Below are 23,090 nucleotides of genomic sequence, written 5' to 3'. Positions count from 1 at the left end.
AATACATTGGACGGCACCATCTCCTTAACGATATAATACCAACTGACGCAGAATAAGGAGATAGCGCGGTGACAAATATCGAAATGGAGAAAGAACTGTTAGCTAACGGTTTTACGGAAAAAGAAGTCAATAGATTAAAGAAATTTCTGACCGCTGAGTATCCCAATGAAGGTGATACATTGGAATCACTCATTCTTGATTTAAAGAAAAGATTTATTCCTAGCTGCTTTTGCATTTTTTTAGTTTTACTACTATATCCACTCATCGTTACCAAGCCAGTTTTAATTGAACTATCCGTTTATCTGGTTATTGCGATATTTTCCTTTTTCTGTATAAACTTGATTACCCCAATGAAATTATCTTTTAAAGCATACAGATTTTTAAAAAATAAGAATAAAGGGGAGTAACTCCCCTTGAACTTCATTAGAAATGGCTTGCATCTTCACGATAATTTATATCTGAGATAATGCGTATTTTATTTCCTGCCCCAGCAAATTTTAGTAACAAAGCCCCCTGACTCATTTTGGTAATATTTCTATAATAATCGCTAGGGATATATCTAAACAATCGCAAAACATCAGGCTTTAAACTCAGGGCAACCACACCATACAGTGATGATGCCATATCCACAGCATGATAAGCCATCGAGCCTACTTTTGGCTCAAATCCCATAAACTTAGCGGTCGCTCTGTACCCTTTCTCCATCACGCCAGTGTATTCATCGTCGCCCAGCAGACGGAGAAAATTTTCAGCCCCTGTACTGGCACCACTTACGACTAAATGTGCCCCTGCTAATTTACCCAGCATAAAGCCAGATTTTACTATAAGCCCAAGACCTGTGCTCATCTGGAGGCCACTAGTGACAACACCAATGGCATTTATGGTATAACCAATTTCATTATTATATTTTTCCATATTAATTGTCATATAGACTTTTGCTCTATCCAGAGAAAGCATAGTGCCTTGCCTTTCTATATTGGCACACTCCTCTTTTATATTACTGATCGCAGCACGACACTCTGAATCGGTTTTTGCATTACGAATAATGTTTAGGTTGCCATCTGACAGTTGTTTTACTTCACTTTCAAATCTCGCTTTAAGGAAGAAATCCTTAATATGGCGGGAAGAAACAATTTTTGCTGTTTTCATTAAGTCGTTAGCCGCCGAATGAGCCAATGCAAGAAAGTAATTATTATCCCTTTCCCTTCTATTTAAGTAAATATCCATCAATATCATCCATAATTAAATTATCAAAAAGAGATAATATCTTATCTTTCAACCGGTATCACTGGACTGCCTACTCATAGAGGTCTATTTCAGCCTTTGCGTGGGTTTATCTCTCTATTTTAAGAATATACCCCGAGCGTTAATCTGATTTATTAATATCTTATGGGTATTTAATATTGGATAATTATTGACTGCATCTACTGACTCACAAATATCTTCTCGACCAACAATACCCTTTCCCCTACTCAAATTAATCTCTACAATAGCGACGTCTCAACGGGGTGCTAAATTGCGGAAAACGGCAAGTTAGCTGAGAGCAAACCCGTCGAACCTGATCCGGTTAACACCGGCGGAGGGATTTGAGAAAGATAACACCTGTACTCCCTATGGATACCGATGTTAGCTACCGCCTCAGATACCTTTGCCACCTTTATCCTTAAGGAGTGCAAAGTGTTTAAACGCCTTATTCCCTGCTTATTTTTACTGTCTGCGGCCGCTGTGGCTGCTGATAAGCCCACATTGACAGTGTATACCTATGACTCTTTTGCTGCCGATTGGGGGCCAGGGCCTGCCATTAAAAAAGCCTTTGAAGCCGAGTGCAATTGCCAACTTAAATTTGTCGCGCTGGAAGATGGCGTTTCACTACTAAACCGCTTGCGCATGGAAGGTAAAAACAGTCAGGCCGATGTCATTTTAGGTTTGGATAACAATTTAGTACAAGCGGCGGAACAAACCGGATTATTCGTGCCAAGTCAGGTAGATACCAGCAAACTGACTTTGCCGGAAAAATGGCAGAATAAGACCTTCGTCCCATACGACTATGGCTATTTTGCTTTTGTGTATGACAAAAACAAATTAAAAAACCCGCCTAAGAGTCTGCAAGAATTAGTCGACAGTAAAGAGCCGTGGAAGGTCATTTATCAAGACCCACGCACCAGCACACCTGGCCTCGGCTTAATGTTGTGGATGCAAAAAGTGTATGGCGATAAAGCCCCGCAAGCATGGCAGCAACTGGCGAAGAAAACCGTCACCGTGACCAAAGGCTGGAGCGAAGCCTACGGTTTGTTCCTGAAAGGTGAAGGGGATTTAGTGCTGAGTTACACCACCTCTCCGGCTTATCATCTGATTGAAGAGAAGAAAAGTCACTATGCCGCTGCCGATTTTAGCGAAGGCCACTATCTGCAAGTGGAAGTCGCCGGTGTAGTGGCATCCAGCAAACAACCAGAACTGGCGCAGCGCTTTATGCAATTTATGGTCACACCTGCATTCCAGAATCATATTCCGACCGGCAACTGGATGTATCCAGTGATCAAAATGGATTTACCTGCCGGATTTGACACCCTGACCGTGCCACAAAAAGCATTACAATTTGATGCTAAAGACGTGGCTGATAATCGTGGCAAATGGATCCAGGCATGGCAATCCGCCGTCAGCCGCTGATCCCCGCGTGGTTATGGCCGGGGCTACTGGCCGCTTTGCTGATAGTCGGTGTCGCTTTGCTGGCGTTCACGGCTATCTGGCGGCACGCCCCTGACACGGATTGGCAAAGCATCTGGCATGACAGCTATCTGTGGCATGTGATTCGCTTCACTTTCTGGCAGGCGTTTCTCTCCGCATTACTGTCAGTTATTCCGGCGATTTTTTTAGCGCGCGCCTTATACCGCCGCCGCTTTCCCGGCCGCCAACTGCTGTTGCGCTTATGCGCCATGACACTAGTGCTGCCGGTGTTGGTCGCCATCTTTGGTATTCTGACCGTTTATGGTCGCCAAGGTTGGTTGGCGGCGCTATTTGGCTGGTTGGGGATGGATTACCACTTCTCGCCTTATGGTCTACAGGGGATCTTGCTGGCGCATATTTTCTTTAATATGCCGCTGGCGACCCGTTTGCTATTGCAGTCATTGGAAAGCATTGCCGTTGAACAGCGCCAGTTAGCCGCACAACTGGGCATGAATGGCTGGCAGCATTTTCGCTGGGTTGAGTGGCCCTATCTACGCCGCCAGATCCTACCCACTGCCGCACTGATTTTTATGCTGTGTTTTGCCAGCTTCGCCACGGTGCTCTCGCTCGGCGGCGGGCCGCAAGCCACCACTATCGAACTGGCTATTTATCAAGCACTCAGTTATGACTATGATTTAGGGCGCGCGGCATTATTGGCACTGATCCAACTGGGCTGCTGCCTCGGATTGGTGGTACTGAGCCAGCGGCTAAGTTCAGTATTGGCAGTGGGCAATACTCATGGGCAAATCTGGCGCAGTCAGCAGGACAGCGCCTGGTCACGCATCAGCGATACCCTGTTAATCGGCGCGGCATTACTATTGATGGTGCCGCCATTACTGGCTGTCGTGATTGATGGCAGCAATAAAACGATATTGACCGTGCTCCAGCAATCGGCACTGTGGCACGCCTTCTTTACCTCACTGACCATCGCCATTGGCGCGGGGTTATTGTGTGTCACTCTAACCATGATGCTGTTATGGAGCAGTCGTGAACTGAAGCTGCGCCACCACACGGCTTACGGACAAGCCATGGACGTCAGCGGCATGGTGATTCTGGCGATGCCGGGTATCGTGTTGGCGACCGGCTTTTTCTTATTACTCAATGATACGTTGGGCTTGCCGCAATCCCCCTATGCACTGGTGATTTTAACCAATGCGCTGATGGCGGTGCCCTATGCTTTAAAAGTGCTGGATAACCCGATGCGGGATCTTGCCGAGCGCTATACACCGCTGTGTTTATCACTGGATATTCGCGGCTGGCACCGGTTGCGCCATATTGAACTCAGTGCATTGAAACGCCCTCTGGCTCAAGCACTGGCCTTCGCTACGGTACTTTCTCTTGGGGATTTTGGTGTGGTGGCGCTGTTTGGTAACGAGCACTTCCGTACCTTGCCATTTTATCTTTATCAGCAGATAGGGTCTTATCGCAGCGATGATGGCGCAGTAACTGCCCTGTTGCTGCTATTACTGTGTTTCCTGCTGTTTACACTTATTGAAAAATTGCCGAGCCGCCATGCTAAAGCTTGAGAAAATCACCTATCTGTACGACCACTTACCGATGCGCTTTGATCTGCGCATTCAACCGGGTGAACGAGTGGCTATTCTTGGCCCAAGTGGCGCAGGTAAAAGCACTCTGCTGAGTTTGATTGCGGGCTTTTTAGCGCCAGCCAGTGGCCGTATGCTGCTGAATAATCAAGATCACACCATCACTCCACCCGCCCAAAGGCCGGTATCGATGTTGTTTCAGGAAAATAATCTGTTCGCGCATTTAACTGTCGAACAGAATATTGGATTGGGATTGCATCCGGGGCTAAAGCTCAATCATGAGCAAAAGTTGCTGCTCGGCCTAATAGCACAACAAGTCGGATTGGAAGCGTGCCTCGACCGGCTACCGGCACAGCTTTCTGGCGGCCAACGCCAGCGGGCGGCGCTGGCACGTTGCTTAGTGCGTAGCCAACCTATCCTGTTGCTGGACGAGCCGTTTTCCGCATTAGACCCGGCACTGCGCAATGAAATGCTGCAATTGGTCAGTCAGGTGTGTACTAACCGCGATCTGACATTACTGATGGTGTCACACAATTTGGATGACGCCGCCCGCATTGCCGAGCGCACTTTATTGGTGGTCGATGGCCGCATTTACTACGACGGCCCCACTCAAGCACTGGTTAACGGCACCGCCCCCGAAGCCAGTGTGCTGGGCATTTTTAGCCAGCAATGACCTTCCACAACAAATGACGATAAATCGGCATAATGGGCTGCATATGCAACCAGATAAAGCTGGCAATGGCCACGATAATAGAAAGCACCGTCACCCAACGCAAGCGGGCCAAAGGCAACCATTTGCTCAAGCGATCCGGGCTGCGTTTGCCAAAACGCCACCAGCGCCATGACAACCAGCACGCCAGCCAAATCAGCATCACAACGATAAACAAGAGCCACTTAAACATGTAACTGTTGGCATTCGGCGGGATATCAATCGCTACGCCCGCGAGTATGCCGGGGAAGAAATAGAGCGGTGGCCAGGTCAGGCAACCAATCACATTCGGTAAGGCAAATTTTACCGGCGGTAGATTTAGCATCCCCGCGACCATCGGAACAATAGGCCGTGTCGGGCCAATAAAACGCCCCAGTAGCACGGTAGCCATACTGTGGTTATGCAATGCATGCTCAGTTTTCGCTAACAGCGATTTATGTTTTTTCAGAAAAGACCAACGGTGCAACGGCTCTTTGAAGCGGCGACCAATAAAGTATGAGAGCCAATCCCCCATCAAGCACCCTACCGTCGCGGCAGCCCAGGCGGTATAAAAACCCACTTCTCCACTGCCAATCAATGCGCCGACACTGGTCATCATGACCGTGCCGGGCAGTAACATACCCACCAGCGCCAACGATTCTAAAAAAGTGACTAACATGACGACAAATAGCGTGAAAGCCAGAGATTGCGTCAGTAAATGTAATAAATAGGCTTCCATAGATTTGTCCGTTGGTTAACACCCAAGGCTCAGGGGCAAGGATTGTCCGGCGTGCCGCGAAATGAGTCAATCAGCGAATTGTATGTATTATTAGTAAATCATCATTGAAATAGACAATTACTGTATAAATACCCATACTAAAGAAACATGATATCCCAGTGTGATTCATTCATTTCTCTATTATAGGACAGTCGCGTGGTGCAAACTCGTCAGGGCTTCCTGCTCACCCGCCACTGGCGCGACACGCAGGCAGGCACCGAAGTTGAATTCTGGTTAGCCACCGATGAAGGCCCGCAGCAAGTCAGGCTGCCGCCTCAACCCTCGGTAGCGTTTATCCCGGCAGAACAGCGGCAACGGGCTGAAACCGTGCTGCGTGATGAGCGCCGCTGGCAACTGCGACCTCTTGAACTGACCGATTTCCATCAGCGCCCGGTTCTGGGGCTATATTGCAACCAGCATCGTCAATTAATCCGCCTGGAAAAACTGCTCAAAGAAAGCGGAGTGAATGTCTACGAAGGTGATATTCGCCCGCCAGAGCGCTTTCTCATGGAGCGTTTTATTACCGCGCCAGTCTGGTTTAGCGGCGAAAACAATGGCAATGGCCCACTGCTCAATACCCAAATGAAGCCTGCCGATGACTATCGCCCGACACTAAAGCTGGTGTCGCTGGATATCGAAACCAGCGAACACGGCGAGCTTTATTGTATTGGTTTGGAAGGCTGCGGCCAGCGGCAGGTATACATGTTGGGGCCGCCCAATGGCAATCAGGCCGATGAAGCGGCGCTGGATTTCACTCTGGAATATGTCGCCAGCCGCCCGCTATTATTGGAAAAACTCAACCAATGGCTGGAACTGCACGATCCCGATGCCATTATCGGCTGGAATCTGGTGCAATTTGACTTGCGCGTGCTACAAAAGCACGCCGACCGCTATCAAATCCCACTGCGCTTTGGCCGTGGCGGCAACTTGCTGGAGTGGCGGGAGCACGGTTTTAAGCAGGGGCACTTTTTTGCTTCGGCCGCGGGTCGGTTAATCATTGATGGCATTGAAGCACTGAAATCCGCCACCTGGAATTTCCCGTCGTTTAGCCTGGAATCGGTGTCGCAAACCTTATTGGGCGAAGGTAAAGCCAGTGATAGCCCCTATCAGCGGATGGACGAAATCAATCAGCGCTTTGCCAATGATAAACCGGCTCTGGCGCACTATAACTTGAAAGATTGTGAACTGGTGACGCGGATTTTTGCCAAAACCGAATTACTCAGCTTCTTACTTGAGCGAGCAACGGTCACCGGGTTGGCCGCGGATCGCAGTGGCGGCTCAGTCGCGGCCTTCACCCACCTTTATATGCCACGCATGCACCGTATCGGCTATGTGGCGCCCAATTTGGGCGAGTTGCCGGAAGAGCACAGCCCTGGCGGCTTTGTAATGGATTCTCAGCCAGGATTGTATGACTCGGTACTAGTACTCGACTACAAAAGCTTGTATCCCTCAATTATCCGCACTTTCTTGATTGATCCGGTGGGATTGGTGGTGGGAATGTCCCAGCCTGATGAGCAACATGCTGTGCCCGGTTTTCGCGGGGCTTGGTTCTCGCGCGAAAAACACTGTCTACCGGCGATTGTTAACCAGATTTGGTTAGGACGAGAAGCAGCAAAACGTCAGCAAAACAAGCCATTATCCCAAGCCTTAAAGATAATCATGAATGCCTTTTATGGTGTTCTGGGTTCCAGCGGATGCCGTTTTTTCGACCCCAGATTGGCTTCGTCAATTACTATGCGCGGCCACGAAATTATGCGAAAAACCCGCGAATTAATTGAAGCACGGGGCTATCAGGTCATTTATGGCGATACCGACTCAACCTTTGTTTGGCTGAAAAACGCCCATAGTGAAGAACAGGCCTCCAATATCGGCAAAGAGCTGGTGCAGTATGTGAATCAATGGTGGCAAACCCATATCCGTGAAACCTTTGATCTGCCCTGTGCTCTTGAATTGGAGTTTGAAACCCACTATCGACGTTTTTTGATGCCCACCATCCGGGGTGCAGAACAAGGCAGCAAAAAGCGCTATGCCGGGTTGATTTCAACCCCTGCGGGTGACCAGATGATCTATAAGGGGCTGGAGACGGTACGCACGGATTGGACACCTCTGGCCCAGCAATTCCAGCGCGAACTGTATCTAAAGATCTTTCAGCAGCAACCTTATCAGGACTATGTACGGGATTATGTCGCCCGCACTCTCAATGGCGAACTAGACGAACAACTCATTTACCGTAAACGCCTGCGCCGCCGGCTGGATGACTACCAGCGTAATGTCCCGCCTCATGCCAGAGCTGCTCGTCTGGCGGATGAATTTAACCGCAAGCTTGGGCGGCCATTGCAATATCAAAATGGCGGCTGGATAAGCTATGTCATGACCACTGCTGGCCCCGAACCACTGGAAACCCGGCAATCCCCCATCGATTACGATCACTACCTGACGCGTCAGCTGCAGCCTGTGGCAGACGCTATACTTCCCTTCATGCATGATGACTTCACCACACTGATAACCGGTCAGATGGGGTTATTTTAATCGCAATTGAGCCGTTTTACAGGTGACGCAGCGCTCTGCTTCCATTACCATAGCGCCCTTGCCAAAATTCGCATCAATCATATTTACCAGACTTTTCTATTCATAACAGTCCAACAAAAAAATCGAGCCGATAATTTATGCCTTTTACACTTGGTCAACGCTGGATCAGCGATACAGAAAGCGAACTTGGATTGGGTACTGTCGTTGCCATTGACGTACGCATGGTCACCTTACTGTTTCCCGCAACCGGTGAAAACCGACTTTACGCCAGAAATGATTCTCCCATTACCCGTGTCATGTTTAATCCGGGCGATACCATCACTCACCACGAAGGCTGGCAGCTGAAAGTGGAAGAAGTGTCTGAGGAGAACGGGCTGATTACCTACATTGGTACTCGCCTGGATACCGAGGAAACCGGCGTTTCCATGCGTGAAGTTTTGCTCGATAGCAAACTGACTTTTAGCAAACCGCAAGATAGATTATTTGCTGGCCAGATCGATCGCATGGATCGGTTTGCCCTGCGTTTTCGCGCCCGCAAATACCAAAGTGAGCAGTTCCGCCTACCCTGGAGTGGTTTACGCGGCATCCGTGCCAGCTTGATCCCACACCAATTACATATCGCCTATGAAGTGGGTCAACGCCATGCGCCACGCGTCTTGCTGGCCGATGAAGTAGGATTGGGTAAAACGATTGAAGCGGGGATGATTATCCATCAGCAACTACTGTCAGGCCGTGCTGAACGTATCCTGATTGTGGTGCCGGAAAGCTTGCAACACCAGTGGCTGGTTGAAATGCTGCGCCGCTTCAATCTGCGCTTCTCATTGTTTGATGACAGCCGTTATTCCGAAGCCCTGCTCGACAGTACCAATCCGTTTGAAACGGAACAAATGGTCATTTGTTCGCTGGACTTTGTGCGCCGTAACAAACAGCGTCTGGAGCAATTAGCCGATGCCTCCTGGGACCTGCTGGTGGTGGATGAAGCACACCATCTGGCCTGGAGTGAGGAAGCACCGAGCCGCGAATATCAAGTTATTGAACAACTGGCCGAGCATATTCCCGGCGTCTTGCTGCTGACCGCAACACCAGAGCAACTGGGCCAGCAGAGCCACTTTGCTCGCTTGCGTCTGCTTGATCCTGACCGCTTCCACGATTACGAAGAATTTATTAATGAGCAGCAAAAATACCGCCCAATCGCCGATGCTGTCACCTTGCTGCTGGGTGGTGAGCGCTTAACTGACGATAAGCTGAATCTGCTCGGTGAGCTGATTAACGAGCAGGATATCGAGCCACTGCTGAAAGCGGCAAACAGCCAAACTGAAGATAGCGAAGCGGCACGTCAAGAGTTGGTGACTATGCTGATGGACAGACATGGCACCAGCCGTATCTTGTTCCGTAACACCCGTAATGGGGTGAAAGGCTTCCCACACCGTGTCTTGCATCAGATTAAGCTGCCACTGCCAACTCAATACCAAACGGCAATTAAAGTGTCAGGCATTATGGGGGCCAAGAAAAGCCTCGAAGCACGGGCTAAAGACATGCTTTATCCAGAGCAAATCTACCAAGAATTCGAAGGCGAAAACGCCACTTGGTGGAACTTTGACCCACGGGTTGAATGGCTGCTTAACTACCTGATTGCTAACCGCAATGAGAAAGTGCTGGTTATTTGTGCACAAGCCGCCACCGCATTGCAGCTTGAACAAGTGCTGCGCGAGCGCGAAGCTATCCGTGCCGCAGTATTCCATGAAGGTTTATCACTGATTGAACGTGACCGCGCGGCGGCCTATTTTGCCTCCGAAGAAGACGGCGCACAGGTATTATTGTGTTCAGAAATCGGCTCTGAAGGGCGTAACTTCCAGTTTGCCTGCCAACTGGTGATGTTCGATTTACCTTTTAATCCGGACTTGCTTGAGCAACGTATTGGTCGTCTGGATAGGATCGGCCAAAACCGTGAAATCCAGATAATGGTGCCGTATCTGGAAAATACCGCGCAGGCGATACTGGTGCGCTGGTATCACGAAGGTTTGGATGCTTTCGAGCACACCTGCCCGACGGGCCGCACTATTTATGACAGCGGCTATCAAGAATTGATTACTTATCTGGCAACGCCAAGTGAACAGGAAGGGCTGGATGAATTTATCCACACCTGTCGCCAGCAGCATGAAGGGCTGAAACTGCAATTGGAACAGGGCCGTGACCGCTTGCTGGAGATGCACTCCAACGGGGGCGAACATGGGCAAGAACTGGCAGAAATCATTGCGGATCAAGACAATGACGTCAATTTAGTCAGTTTTGCGCTGAACCTGTTCGATATTGTTGGGATCAACCAGGAAGATCGCAGCGACAATTTGATTGTGCTGACGCCATCTGACCATATGCTGGTGCCGGATTTCCCAGGATTACCACAGGATGGTTGCACGGTGACATTTGATCGCGAACAGGCGTTATCGCGCGAAGATGCTCAGTTTGTCAGTTGGGAACACCCGATCATCCGTAACGGTTTGGATCTGATCCTCTCCGGTGACACCGGAAGCTGTGCGGTTTCGCTGTTGAAAAATAAAGCATTGCCAGTAGGTACTCTGCTTGCTGAATTGGTCTATGTGGTTGAAGCGCAAGCGCCGAAACACTTGCAATTGACCCGCTTCTTACCCCCAACACCGGTACGGATGCTGATGGACAAGAACGGCACCAACCTGGCAGCACAAGTAGAATTTGAAAGCTTCAATCGTCAGTTGAATGCCGTCAATCGCCATACCTCCAGCAAACTGGTCAACGCGGTTCAGCAAGAAGTTCACGCAATGTTGCAACAAGCAGAAGCACTAGTTGAAGAACAGGCGCGTTTGCTGATTGAAGCAGCCAAGCATGAAGCGGACGATAAATTGAGTGCCGAGCTGGCACGTTTGGAAGCCCTGAAAGCGGTTAACCCCAATATTCGTGATGACGAAATAGAGACTCTGGAACATAACCGTAAAATGGTGCTGGAAAACCTTAATCAGGCGGGTTGGCGTTTGGATGCCATTCGTCTGGTGGTGGTGACACACCAGTAATTTATCAGAGTGGTATTCAAGCTACAGGATACCACTCTGGTCCATAACCACTGATTATCACAACTGTAATCAGCATCAATCTTCATCCGCCTCTAAGCCTGTATGACGTCGTTACCTGATAAACCTTACGCACCGACTTTCCTCGCTCTAATTTCGCTCGAATAATCTGGTCACATCCCCACTGAAAACTGAAGAACAAAATAATTTAGGCCATCATCTCGTTAGCCAAATTTAAATTAATAAAGCGAATTCATTATTAATGCCCTTTATTTTCAGAATTATGCCCGGTTAATATCTTAAATTAATTTGTTTTCAGATTTTATTTTAGCTTATTAAGCGAACAGAAAATTATAATAAGCTGATTTTAATAGCCATCTGATAATAATAAACAAACCTTAAATGAAATTTCATGTAGGAAAATTCCTACACAAAGTTCTCTTGTGTTCCGATATATAAAATATGTTACATGTTGTTTAATTGCCCATCAAATTTGTAGCTTAAGTTCACTCATGGTGTCACAAATGTATCTCTATGTGATTTGATCCAGCATCGCTGGATACAGTAATAAACTCGCTGTGATAAAAATACAGTATGTGTTTGTTTTATTAGTAAATAATTAAATCAATCATATTATCTCTTGTGTATAGGTGTTAATACCGATGAGCCTTAATATGACTGCTTTATCTATTATCAACAAATATCCACTCACAGACTTCAGTCACAACAACAATTTCACCATTTTTATGGCAGATCTCCCGTGCTTGATACACCGGAGCAATCCCGTTTAATTCATCAATACAAATAAGCGTATTTTTTATTTTTATTCATTATTGACTTATAGAGCATAGATAAGTATGAGCTTGCATCGCGTATCGTCACTACATCAAACCAAATCGTTAAATAAAACACGAATTTCTAAATCAGTAATTTGGGCAAATATAGTCATCCAGGCTATATTTCCGTTAAGTATTACTTTTACCCCTTCCGTAATGGCTGCTGAAACCGCTGCAGCCTCAGATGAGACCCAGCGTTCGGCCTCACAGGCTGAACAGTCTACCGCTGATGCCGCAACAAGGTTGGCATCAATATTGGCTGATGGTGATTCAGCCAAACAAGCGAGTTCTATTGCGCGTGGTACCGCCACCAGTGCCGGTAATGAAGCATTACAAAAGTGGTTTAATCAGTTTGGTAGTGCGAAAGTACAACTCAATCTGGATGAAAAGTTGAGCCTTAAAGGTAGCCAACTGGATGTGTTGTTACCACTGACCGATAGCCCAGATTTGCTTACCTTTACTCAGTTAGGTGGCCGTTATATTGATGACCGCGTGACATTAAACTTTGGCTTGGGCCAACGCCATTTCTTTGCCCAGCAAATGCTGGGCTACAACCTGTTTGTTGATCATGATGCCAGTTATAGCCATACCCGTATTGGCGTCGGTGCTGAATATGGTCGTGATTTTATTAATCTGGCAGCTAACGGCTACTTTGGTGTCAGTGGTTGGAAAAACTCACCAGACCTTGATAAGTATGATGAAAAAGTCGCAAACGGCTTTGATTTGCGCAGCGAAGCTTATTTGCCAACCTTGCCACAACTGGGTGGTAAGCTGATATATGAACAATATTTTGGTGATGAAGTTGGCTTGTTTGGCGTGGATAACCGTCAGAAAAACCCTCTTGCGGTCACTGTGGGTGTGAATTATACCCCAATTCCGTTAGTTACTGTGGGTGTTGACCATAAGATGGGACGCGCCGGGATGAATGACACTCGGTTTAATCTTGGTTTTAACTACACATTTGGCACCCCTCTGGCACATCAGCTCGACTCTGAGGCTGTCGCAATTAAACGTAGCCTAATTGGTAGCCGCTATAATCTGGTCGATCGTAATAATCAGATTGTTATGAAATACCGCAAACAGAATTTGGTTACCCTAGAGTTACCAGCTCGTATTAATGGTGCAGCAAGACAAACCATGCCTTTAGTGGCAAATGCCACGGCACAACAAGGTATTGATCGTATTGAATGGGAAGCCAGTACCTTGACGCTCGCCGGTGGGAAAATGACCGGCAGTGGCAATACTTGGCAGGTAACATTGCCAAGCTATCTGGCGGGCGGTGAGGGTAATAACACTTATCGTATTAGCGCTATTGCTTACGACACCCAAGGTAATGCTTCTCCCGTTGCTTACAGCGATATCGTGGTAGACAGCTATGGGGTGAATACTACCGCCTCTGGCCTGACTGCTTCACCAGAGTCTATGCCGGCCAATGCCACAGCAAGCAGCGTGATTGAACTTAATATTAAGGACAACAATAACCAGCCGATTACAGGTATTGTCGATGAACTCACATTCTCTCTGGAAGTAGCAGAATTACCTGACTCGAAGCGCGCCAGAGTTGCACGTGCCGCGCCATTGCCGAGTGTTGAATATTCGATAACGCAAATCAGCGAGTCAGCGCCTGGGGTTTATCAGGCCACACTCACAGCCGGCAGCAAACCACAACTGATTAATATCAGCGCTCAGATTAATGGTGTGCCATTGAGTGATGTGAAAACTAAAGTTGCCATGCTTGCCGATGAGAGTACTGCGACAATTCAAGATAGCAGTCTGCAAATTGTGACCAATGGTAGCATTGCCGATAACGCTACGGCGAACCAGGTGAAAGCGGTAGTTGTCGATGCTTATGGCAATAAATTGTCTGGTGTTGCAGTTAATTTCACCGTAGATACTGATGCTAATATTGTTGCGACTACAATCAGTGATAAACAAGGGATTGCAACGGCAACTATCACCAGTTCCAAAGCTAATAACTACACGGTTAAAGCCGAATTGAATGGTGAAACACAACAGGTTGATGTCAACTTTATCGCTGATGCTGGTAGCGCCACTCTGGATGGCAGTGCTGAACATAAACTGCAATTGGTTACTGACGGTCAGCCTGCCGATGGTAGTAGCACCAATATGGTAAAACTGACTGTGGTGGATAAGTTCGGTAACACCGTGCCTAATATCAATGTCGCTTTCAGTACCACGAGCGATGCAACAATCAGTGAATTTACCGCCACCGATGCTCAGGGTGTCGCCACCGCGAAGATACTCAGTACCAAGGCGGGTAACTATACTGTAACAGCAAAACTTAATGGTATGGACCAACAGGTAGAGGTGAACTTTATCGCTGATACGGCGACAGCCGTCATTACCGCAGATAACTTTACCGTGGAAGTGAATGATCAAACAGCAGGTAGCGGGACTAACCGGGTACAAGCCATCGTGCTGGATAAACAGGGAAATCCCGTCCCTAATATGACCGTGACTTTCGCAGCGACCAATGGTGTGACGGTAAAAACCGCGTCAGTCCAAACAGGTATTGATGGTAAAGCGGCAACCGACCTGACCATGACTAATGTAGGTGGTACCATCAGTACGGTAACAGCTGCGATGACTAACACCGCGGGTGTCAGCAGTTCTCATGATAAAGATGTGACGTTCTATCCTGATTTCTCTAAAGCAACACTGAATACCCCGGTGAATGCTTATAGCGGCTTCAGCGTTAACAGCGGTTTTCCAACTACCGGGTTTAAAAACGCCAACTTCCAATTGGCACCACACGGTAATGTTGCCAGTAATAGCGACTATGAATGGTCCAGCAGTGATACTAACATCAGTGTAAGCAGCTCAGGTTTGGTTAATCTTGATAATGACACGACGGGAACAGTAACAATCACTGCAACCTGGAAACAAGACAAGAGTAAAGTATTCACTTATCAGTTTACGTTAAACGCTTGGGTTGGCGACTATAATTCGACCACAGTGAGTTGGGCGGTAGCCAATAGTGCATGTGTTGCTCAAGGGCTGAGATTGCCAAGTGAGAATGAGCTGTCAACCGGTGGTACGGGACGTGGTATCGGTACTTTCTTTGGTGAATGGGGAAATCTGAATAGATACCCTGACTTCCCGTCAGCATCAATTATCTGGACGTCAACCAGTGGCAATGATTTCCATCCAGACACGGGGATATCACATGCTGGCGGTAACAGCAGTCTGGCTTATATGTGTGTCAGATAATCACACCATTAGCCTACCCCCATTGAGGGTTAGGCTACTGCGAAAAGACTAAGCGGTTACTAACTTTGTCAACACGAAAGCCAGCGGCTAACCCCGCTGGTTTTTTTGCAAGTTCACTATGAGCAGAATTCGTGATAGAAAAACGCTATTCTCCCTGAGTGATACCAAAAGAGCTTAAGTTCATCCCAACCCCATACGAATGTGCCATATTACCAGAGTTGGATATGCAGAAATCTGGCACCAGTGGTAGTATTATCTCGCATACTCATTTTTCCCTCAGTACCCCTCTTCTATTAGATATGGGTTAACACTAATCCCCCTCATAGCGCCGAGATAATAAGCACGTTTCGCTATAGGATCTGGTGAGTCTTTGGAGTTTATGGGACGATAAGATACATGAACATTTAATATATAACTCAAATGGTTATATTGATAAACCTCATAAATAACAGGTAGAAATAGATATATATGATAGTTTTGTATCAGGATCAGCACATCATGGCGGTCAATAAAGCCAGCGGTTTGCTGTCCGTTCCGGGCCGCGCGCCAGAGAATAAAGATAGCGTGATGACCCGTATTCAGGCCGATTTTCCGACGGCTGAATCTGTTCACCGGCTAGATATGGCGACCAGCGGCGTCATTGTGGTCGCGTTGACCAAAGCGGCTGAGCGCGAGCTAAAGCGGCAATTTCGTGAGCGTGAACCGAAAAAGTCTTATATTGCAAGGGTTTGGGGCCATTTAGCACAAGATGAAGGGTTGATTGATCTGCCGTTAATTTGTGACTGGCCGAATCGGCCAAAGCAGAAAGTGTGTTATGAAACGGGTAAACCCTCGCAAACGCTGTATCAGGTACTATCACGGGATGCTGACGGCAGTACGCGAGTTAAGTTATCCCCGATCACCGGCCGCTCACATCAGTTACGGGTTCATATGCTGGCGATAGGTCACCCTATTCTTGGTGATGGCTTCTATGCCCATCCCGAGGCTAAAGCAATGGCATCCCGGTTACAATTGCATGCACAGGAATTATGTATTACTCATCCGGAGTTTGGGACAGTGATGCATTTTAAATGCGAGCCAGAATTTTGATTCTTTCGTAGAAAATCGATTCAGGATCAAACCAGATCGGAACAGTGGCTCCGATCTGGCTTTAGCGTTCCTGACACAAGGACTCTTACTTGAATCCCTTTTCGCGCTTGATCAAATCATACGCGGCCTGGATCTCTTGGGCTTTTTGCTTAGCCATCTCCATCATTTCAGGCGGCAATCCCTTCGCCACCAACTTATCTGGATGATGTTCCCCCATGAGTTTACGGTAAGCACGTTTGATGGTAACACTATCATCAGTACTGCTTACCCCCAGCACCTTGCAGGCATCCTCTACTGTCGGGCCATTTGATGTTTGCTGGTAGCCACCTTGAGAGTATCCTCCCTGCTGACCATGCCAGGCACCACCGCCAAACTGACGCCCGCCCTCGATCATACTCAGGAACTGATCGAACTGACCGCGGGAGATCCCTAACTCTTCAGCAATGACATACAACACTTGCCGTTCATTAGGATGCAATGAGCCATCAGCAAATGCAGCCTGCAACTGGATTTCCAGAAACATCCGAATTAAATCAAAACGACCAAAGCAAACTCCGCGTAATTCCTGCAACCGTTCACGTAACGGGAACCCACTCTCTTTCCCCTCACGAAATGCTTGCTGTGCCGCTGTTCGAGCTTCGCCATGCAATTGCATTCTATCCATCAATTGGCTGGCGAGTTGAATATCAACCTCCGTTACCCGACCTTTAGCCTTGGTTAAATGTCCCATGACCTGAAAAGTGGTGCGGAAAAAAATTAATTGTCGTGTTTGTTGATCGGCAAAAAAGCCGCGACGCTTTGTGCTACGCGCCCTGTCGACCATATGGCCAACCAGCAACCCAAGTATCGCACCCCAGACTCCACCGGACAGAAATCCCAGTATTAGACCGAGCAGTTTTCCCCAATACTGCATATACTCCTCAATTCATCATGCCGTCAGTCAAAATTTGCATTATCATACTCGGCATTCAGCTCAGCGCCTAACAGCGAGACGTGTAAACGGCCGGATTTAACACTAGCGCAACTGTGATGAGTAATATAGTCTCAGACCGTTTGCCGGCATGATGCCCCCCGATGACGGAACACCAAAACCGCGTATGAAAAAAAGATTCCCAACACTGCTGGCCACATTGATATGGACGGCACTATATAGCCAGCACACTCTGGCTGACCTTGCCGAGCAATGTATGCTTGGCGTACCTACCTACGACCAACCTTTGGTCACAGGCGATCCAAATCAGCTGCCGGTTCGTATAAATGCAGATAAAACCGAAGCCAATTACCCGGACAATGCCCTGTTTACCGGCAATGTTATTGTCCAGCAAGGTAATAGCACGTTAACGGCCAATCAGGTGGAGCTGACACAGGTACAAAAACCCGGCGAAGCTATCCCGGTTCGTACCGTAACGGCCACTGGCGACGTTAACTACGACGATCCGCAAATCAAGCTGAAAGGCCCGAAAGGCTGGTCAAACTTGAATACCAAAGACACTGATATGGATAAAGGCAAATATCAGATGGTCGGTCGTCAAGGCCGTGGTGATGCGGATTTAATGAAATTACGTGGTCAGAACCGCTATACCATTTTAGAAAATGGGACATTCACCTCTTGCCTGCCGGGTGATAATAGCTGGAGTGTGGTTGGTTCAGAGGTTATTCATGACCGCGAAGAAGAAGTCGCAGAGATCTGGAACGCCCGCTTTAAAATCGGCAAAGTACCCGTGTTCTACAGCCCGTATATGCAATTACCGGTGGGTGATAAACGCCGATCTGGTTTCCTGATCCCTAATGCGAAATATACCAGTAATAACGGCTTGGAATTCATGCTGCCATATTACTGGAACATTGCGCCAAATTTCGATGCCACCATTACCCCTCATTACATGGAGCGGCGTGGTTTACAGTGGCAAAATGAGTTCCGTTATTTGTTGGCTCCCGGTTCCGGTACCATGGCATTGGATTGGCTGCCGAGTGACCGCTTATATCACGGCACTGATGGTACAGAAAAAGACCCCACTCGCTGGTTGTACTACTGGGGCCACTCTGGTGTGATGGATAAAGTTTGGCGTTTCAATGTCAACTACACCCGTGTCAGTGATCCAGATTACTTTACCGACTTAACATCGCAGTACGGCTCAACCACTGACGGCTATGCCACACAAATCTTCAGTGTCGGTTATGCTGACCAGAACTGGGACGCCACTCTGGCGTCTAAACAGTTCCAGGTGTTTACGACCGGTGGTAACAATAATGCTTACCGTGCCCAGCCACAACTGGACCTGAACTACTATAAAAATGATATTGGTCCGTTTGATCTGCATATCTATGGTCAAGCCGCTAAGTTCAGCAGTGTTAATCCGGAAAATCCGAAAGCTGATCGTTTCCATATCGAACCATCAGTTAGCCTGCCTTTGTCCAACGGATGGGGTAGCTTAAATACCGAAGCTAAATTACTGGCAACACATTACCAACAAGATATTCCCAATGGTTTTGCCAGTAATTATGCAAGCCAGAATAATGGTGCGACAGCTCCAGATTTAAAAGACTCGGTTAACCGTGTAATGCCGCAATTTAAAGTTGATGGCAAGGTGGTATTTGATCGGCCAATGGATTGGGCAAAAGACTTCACCCAGACATTGGAGCCGCGCGTACAGTATCTCTACGTTCCTTATCGGAATCAGGATGATATCTATATTTACGACACCACGTTGATGCAGTCGGACTACTCTGGTCTGTTCCGTGACCGTACTTATAGTGGTCTGGATCGTATAGCTTCAGCAAATCAAGTGTCGACCGGTTTAACTTCTCGCATTTATGATGATGAGCTGGTTGAACGTTTTAACGTTTCAGTGGGTCAAATCTATTACTTCAGCCGTTCGCGGACGGGTAATAGTGAAGCTATTGATAACAGTGATGATACTGGTAGCCTGGTTTGGGCAGGGGATACATTCTGGCGTATTAACGATCAACTGGGCCTGAAAGGCGGGGCACAGTATGATACCCGGTTGGGGAGTTTAACCCTCGGCAATGCGGTAATGGAGTATAGGAAAGACGCCGAGCGTATGATTCAATTGAATTATCGTTATGCCAGCCCTGAATATATTCAAGCGGCAGTACCAAACGTGAAAAGCCCGGGTTACCAACAGGGTATTTCTCAGATTGGTACCACCGCCAGTTGGCCGATTGCTGACCGCTGGGCATTGGTTGGGGCTTATTACTACGATACCAAAGCCAATCAGCCTGCCAGTCAATTGGTTGGCGTACAATACAATACTTGTTGTTGGGCCATTAACTTAGGTTATGAACGGAAAATCACTGGTTGGAACAACCAAAATGAAACCAGTAAGTATGACAACAAAGTCAGCTTTAACATCGAATTACGTGGTCTGAGCAGCGACCATAGCCTGGGTACTGCGCAAATGCTTGGCTCAGGTATACTGCCTTATCAAAGTGCATTCTGATACTGTGTAACACACTGAATACAGTGAATTTTAACCCGCAAAAGCGGATTACATAAATGGAAAAGGTATGAAGAACTGGAGAACGCTTATTCTCGGATTGGTTGTCTGTGCCAATACCGCGTTCGCAGCACCACAAGAAGTTGATAAAGTTGCCGCTGTGGTTGATAACGGCGTTGTTCTGCAAAGTGATGTCGACGGTCTGTTACAATCAGTGAAACTGAATGCACAGCAAGCTGGGCAACAAGTTCCGGATGATGCGACACTGCGTCATCAAATTCTTGAGCGCCTGATCATGGATAATATCCAATTGCAGATGGCCAAGAAGATGGGCATTACCATCAGTGACGAAGCGCTGGATAAAGCCATTGCTGATATTGCCGCGCAAAACCGTATGACGCCTGCTCAGATGCGTAGCCGCTTAGCCGCAGATGGCCTGAATTACGACACTTATCGTGAGCAAATCCGCAAAGAGATGCTGACGTCAGAAGTACGTAACAATGAAGTGCGCCGTCGCATTACGATTCTGCCGCAAGAAGTTGAGTCGTTAGCCAAACAAATTGGCAACCAAACCAGCGGTGACGCCGAGCTGAACCTCAGCCATATACTGATCCCATTACCAGAAAATCCGTCTCAACAACAAGTTGATCAGGCAGAAGATTTGGCGAAAAAATTGGTATCAGACATTAAAGGCGGAGCTGACTTTGGTAAATTGGCTATCGCAAACTCTGCCGACTCTCAGGCGCTGAAAGGCGGCCAGATGGGTTGGGGTAAATTACAGGAATTACCTTCTCTGTTTGCTGAAAGACTGCAATCAGCGAACAAAGGCGATGTTGTTGGTCCAATCCGTTCAGGTGTTGGCTTCCACATTCTGAAAGTGAATGATATTCGTGGCGCTGATAAGTCTGTTTCAGTTACCGAAGTTCACGCGCGCCACATCTTGCTGAAACCCTCACCGGTCATGACCGATGATCAGGCTCGTGCTAAGTTAACGGCTGCGGCTGCGGATATTAAGAGCGGCAAAGCCAACTTTGCTACGATTGCTAAAGAGATCTCCCAAGATCCAGGCTCTGCCGTGCAAGGCGGTGATTTGGGTTGGGCTTCGCCAGACATTTATGATCCTGCATTCCGTGATGCACTGATGAAGCTGCAAAAAGGCGAAATCAGCGCACCCGTTCATTCCTCTTTCGGCTGGCATTTAATTCAGGTTGTTGATACCCGTCAGGTAGACAAAACTGATGCAGCACAGAAAGATCGGGCGTACCGTATGCTCTTTAGCCGTAAGTTTGCAGAAGAAGCTCAAACCTGGATGCAAGAGCAACGTGCCGCAGCTTATGTGAAAATTCTTGATGGTAGTGATGCAAAACCATAATAAACGTATTGTTATCACCCCCGGCGAACCTGCCGGGGTTGGGCCAGATTTAGTCATCGCCCTGGCGCAACAGGATTGGCCTGTTGAACTCGTGGTGTGTGCCGATCCGGCTTTGCTACTTGCCCGCGCCAGCCAACTAAACCTGCCATTGCAGCTACGTGAATATCAGCAAGATAAACCCGCATTGGCACAACTTGCTGGCACTCTGACTATTTTGCCGGTGAAAATAGCGACTGAGGTGATACCAGGCCAGCTTGATGTCAAAAACAGCCACTATGTAGTGGAAACACTAGCTAAAGCCTGTGATGGTGCCATCAGTGGCGAATTTGCTGCATTAGTTACTGGCCCAGTACAAAAAAGCATTATCAATGATGCAGGTATCCCTTTTATTGGGCACACCGAATTCTTCGCTGACCGCAGCCACTGCTCACGGGTGGTGATGATGTTGGCTACAGAAGAGCTACGTGTAGCGCTGGCGACCACTCACTTACCTTTGCTGGCAGTGCCTGGGGCAATAACACAAGCCAGTTTGCATGAAGTGATTTCCATTCTTGATAATGACCTGAAAACCAAATTTGGTATTAGCCAACCACAGATTTATGTGTGTGGACTGAATCCTCATGCGGGCGAAGGGGGTCATATGGGCCATGAAGAGATCGATACGATAATTCCCGCGCTAGATGCATTGCGTCAGCAAGGAATAAACCTTATCGGCCCACTCCCGGCAGATACACTATTTCAGCCCAAATATCTGCAACATGCAGATGCCGTTCTGGCCATGTATCATGACCAAGGGCTACCAGTACTGAAATATCAAGGGTTTGGTCGGGCCGTTAATATCACTCTCGGTTTACCTTTTATCCGCACTTCTGTGGATCACGGTACCGCTTTAGAACTCGCCGCAACCGGTACTGCCGATGTTGGTAGTTTCATTACGGCATTAAATTTAGCCATTAAAATGATAAATAACAGCAATGAATAATAGAGTCCACCAAGGGCATTTTGCCCGCAAACGCTTTGGACAAAACTTTTTAAACGATCAGTTTGTCATCGACAGCATTGTCTCCGCTATCCATCCGGTTCCAGGTGAAGCGGTAGTTGAGATTGGCCCCGGTTTAGGTGCATTAACTGAACCCGTAGCAGCTCGCATGGATCATATGACGGTCATTGAGTTGGACCGCGACTTAGCTGCTCGTCTGGCCAGCCATCCTCAACTGAAAGATAAGCTCACTATCCATCAAGAAGATGCGATGAAAATCAATTTTTCTGAATTGGCCGAGATTGCTGGGCAGCCATTACGGGTATTTGGTAACCTGCCATACAACATCTCTACCCCACTGATGTTCCATCTTTTCAGCTATACTTCTGCTATTCGTGACATGCATTTCATGTTGCAAAAAGAGGTGGTTAATCGCTTGGTTGCCGGGCCTAACAGTAAAGCTTATGGTCGTTTGACAGTCATGGCGCAATATTATTGCAACGTCATCCCTGTGTTGGAAGTACCGCCAACTGCCTTTACTCCAGCCCCAAAAGTGGATTCAGCTGTAGTGCGTCTAATCCCGCATGTGAATACACCGAATCCGGTCGGTGATGTGCGTATGCTTAGCCGTATTACGACACAAGCTTTCAACCAACGCCGGAAAACCGTGCGTAACAGCTTGGGTGATCTATTCACACCAGAGCAGCTAATCGAATTAGGTATTGACCCGATACTACGGGCAGAGAATATTTCGGTAGCGCAATACTGTAAGCTGGCTAACTGGCTTTCAGCTCAATCGACACCGCAAGAATAAGCAGGAG

Annotated in this window: 15 protein-coding genes and 1 riboswitch; of the genes, 12 read left to right on the top strand and 3 right to left on the bottom strand. The window is 47.8% G+C overall.

The features are described from left to right. The first annotated feature begins 83 nt into the window (after positions 1-83). Positions 84-407: a hypothetical protein gene (locus QSV56_RS04565; protein ID WP_338651177.1), complete on the top strand. Its 324-nt coding sequence runs from the start codon at positions 84-86 to the stop codon at positions 405-407. A gap of 16 nt (positions 408-423) precedes the next feature. Here the strand turns inward: QSV56_RS04565 and QSV56_RS04560 are convergent, their stop codons facing one another. Beyond that, a complete protein-coding gene (locus tag QSV56_RS04560; protein WP_019080529.1) occupies positions 424-1,227 on the bottom strand; it encodes a DUF4225 domain-containing protein in 804 nt (267 codons plus the stop codon). A 267-nt stretch (positions 1,228-1,494) separates the two neighbouring features. Continuing rightward, positions 1,495-1,603: riboswitch (TPP riboswitch) on the top strand. A gap of 74 nt (positions 1,604-1,677) precedes the next feature. Between QSV56_RS04560 and thiB the strand changes: the two genes are divergently transcribed. The 3 genes from thiB to thiQ are packed head-to-tail and all read left to right on the top strand — an operon-like array spanning position 1,678 to position 4,941. After that, entirely contained in the window at positions 1,678-2,667 is a 990-nt protein-coding gene (gene thiB, locus QSV56_RS04555) for a thiamine ABC transporter substrate binding subunit (protein ID WP_050132124.1), read from the top strand. Next, positions 2,643-4,250 carry a thiamine/thiamine pyrophosphate ABC transporter permease ThiP gene (gene thiP / locus QSV56_RS04550; RefSeq protein WP_046695450.1) on the top strand — a complete coding sequence of 536 codons (1,608 nt, stop codon included), beginning with the start codon at positions 2,643-2,645 and terminating at the stop codon, positions 4,248-4,250. The genes thiB and thiP overlap by 25 nt, the downstream gene beginning before the upstream one ends. Beyond that, on the top strand, positions 4,237-4,941 hold the full coding sequence (gene thiQ / locus QSV56_RS04545; protein ID WP_046051608.1) for a thiamine ABC transporter ATP-binding protein ThiQ: 705 nt from the start codon (positions 4,237-4,239) through the stop codon (positions 4,939-4,941). The genes thiP and thiQ overlap by 14 nt, the downstream gene beginning before the upstream one ends. On the opposite strand, the gene QSV56_RS04540 is transcribed toward thiQ, so the two are convergent. Beyond that, complete coding sequence (locus tag QSV56_RS04540; protein ID WP_019083988.1) at positions 4,928-5,695, bottom strand: DedA family protein; 768 nt, start codon at positions 5,693-5,695, stop codon at positions 4,928-4,930. The genes thiQ and QSV56_RS04540 overlap by 14 nt on opposite strands. A gap of 195 nt (positions 5,696-5,890) precedes the next feature. On the opposite strand from QSV56_RS04540, the gene QSV56_RS04535 reads away from it, so the two are divergent. From QSV56_RS04535 to rluA, 4 genes are all read left to right on the top strand, one after another. Then, complete coding sequence (locus QSV56_RS04535; RefSeq protein WP_263816276.1) at positions 5,891-8,263, top strand: DNA polymerase II; 2,373 nt, start codon at positions 5,891-5,893, stop codon at positions 8,261-8,263. A gap of 137 nt (positions 8,264-8,400) precedes the next feature. Further along, positions 8,401-11,307 (top strand): RNA polymerase-associated protein RapA, encoded by a 2,907-nt coding sequence (gene rapA / locus QSV56_RS04530; protein WP_046051610.1) that lies wholly within the window; start codon positions 8,401-8,403, stop codon positions 11,305-11,307. 989 nt (positions 11,308-12,296) lie between these two features. Beyond that, entirely contained in the window at positions 12,297-15,371 is a 3,075-nt protein-coding gene (locus QSV56_RS04525; protein WP_046695727.1) for an inverse autotransporter beta-barrel domain-containing protein, read from the top strand. 468 nt (positions 15,372-15,839) lie between these two features. After that, positions 15,840-16,460, top strand: a complete 621-nt coding sequence (gene rluA / locus QSV56_RS04520; protein WP_301210954.1) for a bifunctional tRNA pseudouridine(32) synthase/23S rRNA pseudouridine(746) synthase RluA — start codon at positions 15,840-15,842, stop codon at positions 16,458-16,460. Between the two features lie 85 nt (positions 16,461-16,545). On the opposite strand, the gene djlA is transcribed toward rluA, so the two are convergent. After that, positions 16,546-17,373, bottom strand: a complete 828-nt coding sequence (gene djlA / locus QSV56_RS04515) for a co-chaperone DjlA (protein ID WP_050321771.1) — start codon at positions 17,371-17,373, stop codon at positions 16,546-16,548. A gap of 184 nt (positions 17,374-17,557) precedes the next feature. On the opposite strand from djlA, the gene lptD reads away from it, so the two are divergent. The 4 genes from lptD to rsmA all read left to right on the top strand — a co-directional run bounded on the left by lptD (position 17,558) and on the right by rsmA (position 23,083). Next, positions 17,558-19,921, top strand: coding sequence for an LPS assembly protein LptD (lptD, locus tag QSV56_RS04510; RefSeq protein ID WP_026017962.1), 2,364 nt, complete (start codon positions 17,558-17,560; stop codon positions 19,919-19,921). A 67-nt stretch (positions 19,922-19,988) separates the two neighbouring features. Continuing rightward, positions 19,989-21,290: a peptidylprolyl isomerase SurA gene (gene surA, locus QSV56_RS04505; RefSeq protein WP_019080540.1), complete on the top strand. Its 1,302-nt coding sequence runs from the start codon at positions 19,989-19,991 to the stop codon at positions 21,288-21,290. After that, complete coding sequence (gene pdxA, locus QSV56_RS04500; RefSeq protein ID WP_026018314.1) at positions 21,277-22,272, top strand: 4-hydroxythreonine-4-phosphate dehydrogenase PdxA; 996 nt, start codon at positions 21,277-21,279, stop codon at positions 22,270-22,272. The genes surA and pdxA overlap by 14 nt, the downstream gene beginning before the upstream one ends. After that, on the top strand, positions 22,265-23,083 hold the full coding sequence (gene rsmA / locus QSV56_RS04495; protein WP_019083993.1) for a 16S rRNA (adenine(1518)-N(6)/adenine(1519)-N(6))-dimethyltransferase RsmA: 819 nt from the start codon (positions 22,265-22,267) through the stop codon (positions 23,081-23,083). The genes pdxA and rsmA overlap by 8 nt, the downstream gene beginning before the upstream one ends. Positions 23,084-23,090 lie beyond the last annotated feature (7 nt).

Origin of the sequence: Yersinia sp. 22-579, from assembly GCF_030433455.1 — a bacterium.
Taxonomy (GTDB): Bacteria; Pseudomonadota; Gammaproteobacteria; order Enterobacterales; family Enterobacteriaceae; genus Yersinia; species Yersinia enterocolitica.
The sequence above is the reverse complement of the archived record's forward strand: the minus strand, read 5'-3'. Positions and strand labels throughout refer to the sequence as shown.

Bases quoted from the DNA above. Each gene is read 5' to 3' on its own strand.
- QSV56_RS04565 (WP_338651177.1), top strand. From the start codon at position 84: ATGGAGAAAGAACTGTTAGCTAACGGTTTTACGGAAAAAGAAGTCAAT.
- QSV56_RS04560 (WP_019080529.1), bottom strand. From the start codon at position 1,227: ATGGATATTTACTTAAATAGAAGGGAAAGGGATAATAATTACTTTCTT.
- thiP (WP_046695450.1), top strand. From the start codon at position 2,643: ATGGCAATCCGCCGTCAGCCGCTGATCCCCGCGTGGTTATGGCCGGGG.
- thiQ (WP_046051608.1), top strand. From the start codon at position 4,237: ATGCTAAAGCTTGAGAAAATCACCTATCTGTACGACCACTTACCGATG.
- QSV56_RS04540 (WP_019083988.1), bottom strand. From the start codon at position 5,695: ATGGAAGCCTATTTATTACATTTACTGACGCAATCTCTGGCTTTCACG.
- rapA (WP_046051610.1), top strand. From the start codon at position 8,401: ATGCCTTTTACACTTGGTCAACGCTGGATCAGCGATACAGAAAGCGAA.
- QSV56_RS04525 (WP_046695727.1), top strand. From the start codon at position 12,297: ATGGCTGCTGAAACCGCTGCAGCCTCAGATGAGACCCAGCGTTCGGCC.
- rluA (WP_301210954.1), top strand. From the start codon at position 15,840: ATGATAGTTTTGTATCAGGATCAGCACATCATGGCGGTCAATAAAGCC.
- djlA (WP_050321771.1), bottom strand. From the start codon at position 17,373: ATGCAGTATTGGGGAAAACTGCTCGGTCTAATACTGGGATTTCTGTCC.
- lptD (WP_026017962.1), top strand. From the start codon at position 17,558: ATGAAAAAAAGATTCCCAACACTGCTGGCCACATTGATATGGACGGCA.
- surA (WP_019080540.1), top strand. From the start codon at position 19,989: ATGAAGAACTGGAGAACGCTTATTCTCGGATTGGTTGTCTGTGCCAAT.
- pdxA (WP_026018314.1), top strand. From the start codon at position 21,277: ATGCAAAACCATAATAAACGTATTGTTATCACCCCCGGCGAACCTGCC.
- rsmA (WP_019083993.1), top strand. From the start codon at position 22,265: ATGAATAATAGAGTCCACCAAGGGCATTTTGCCCGCAAACGCTTTGGA.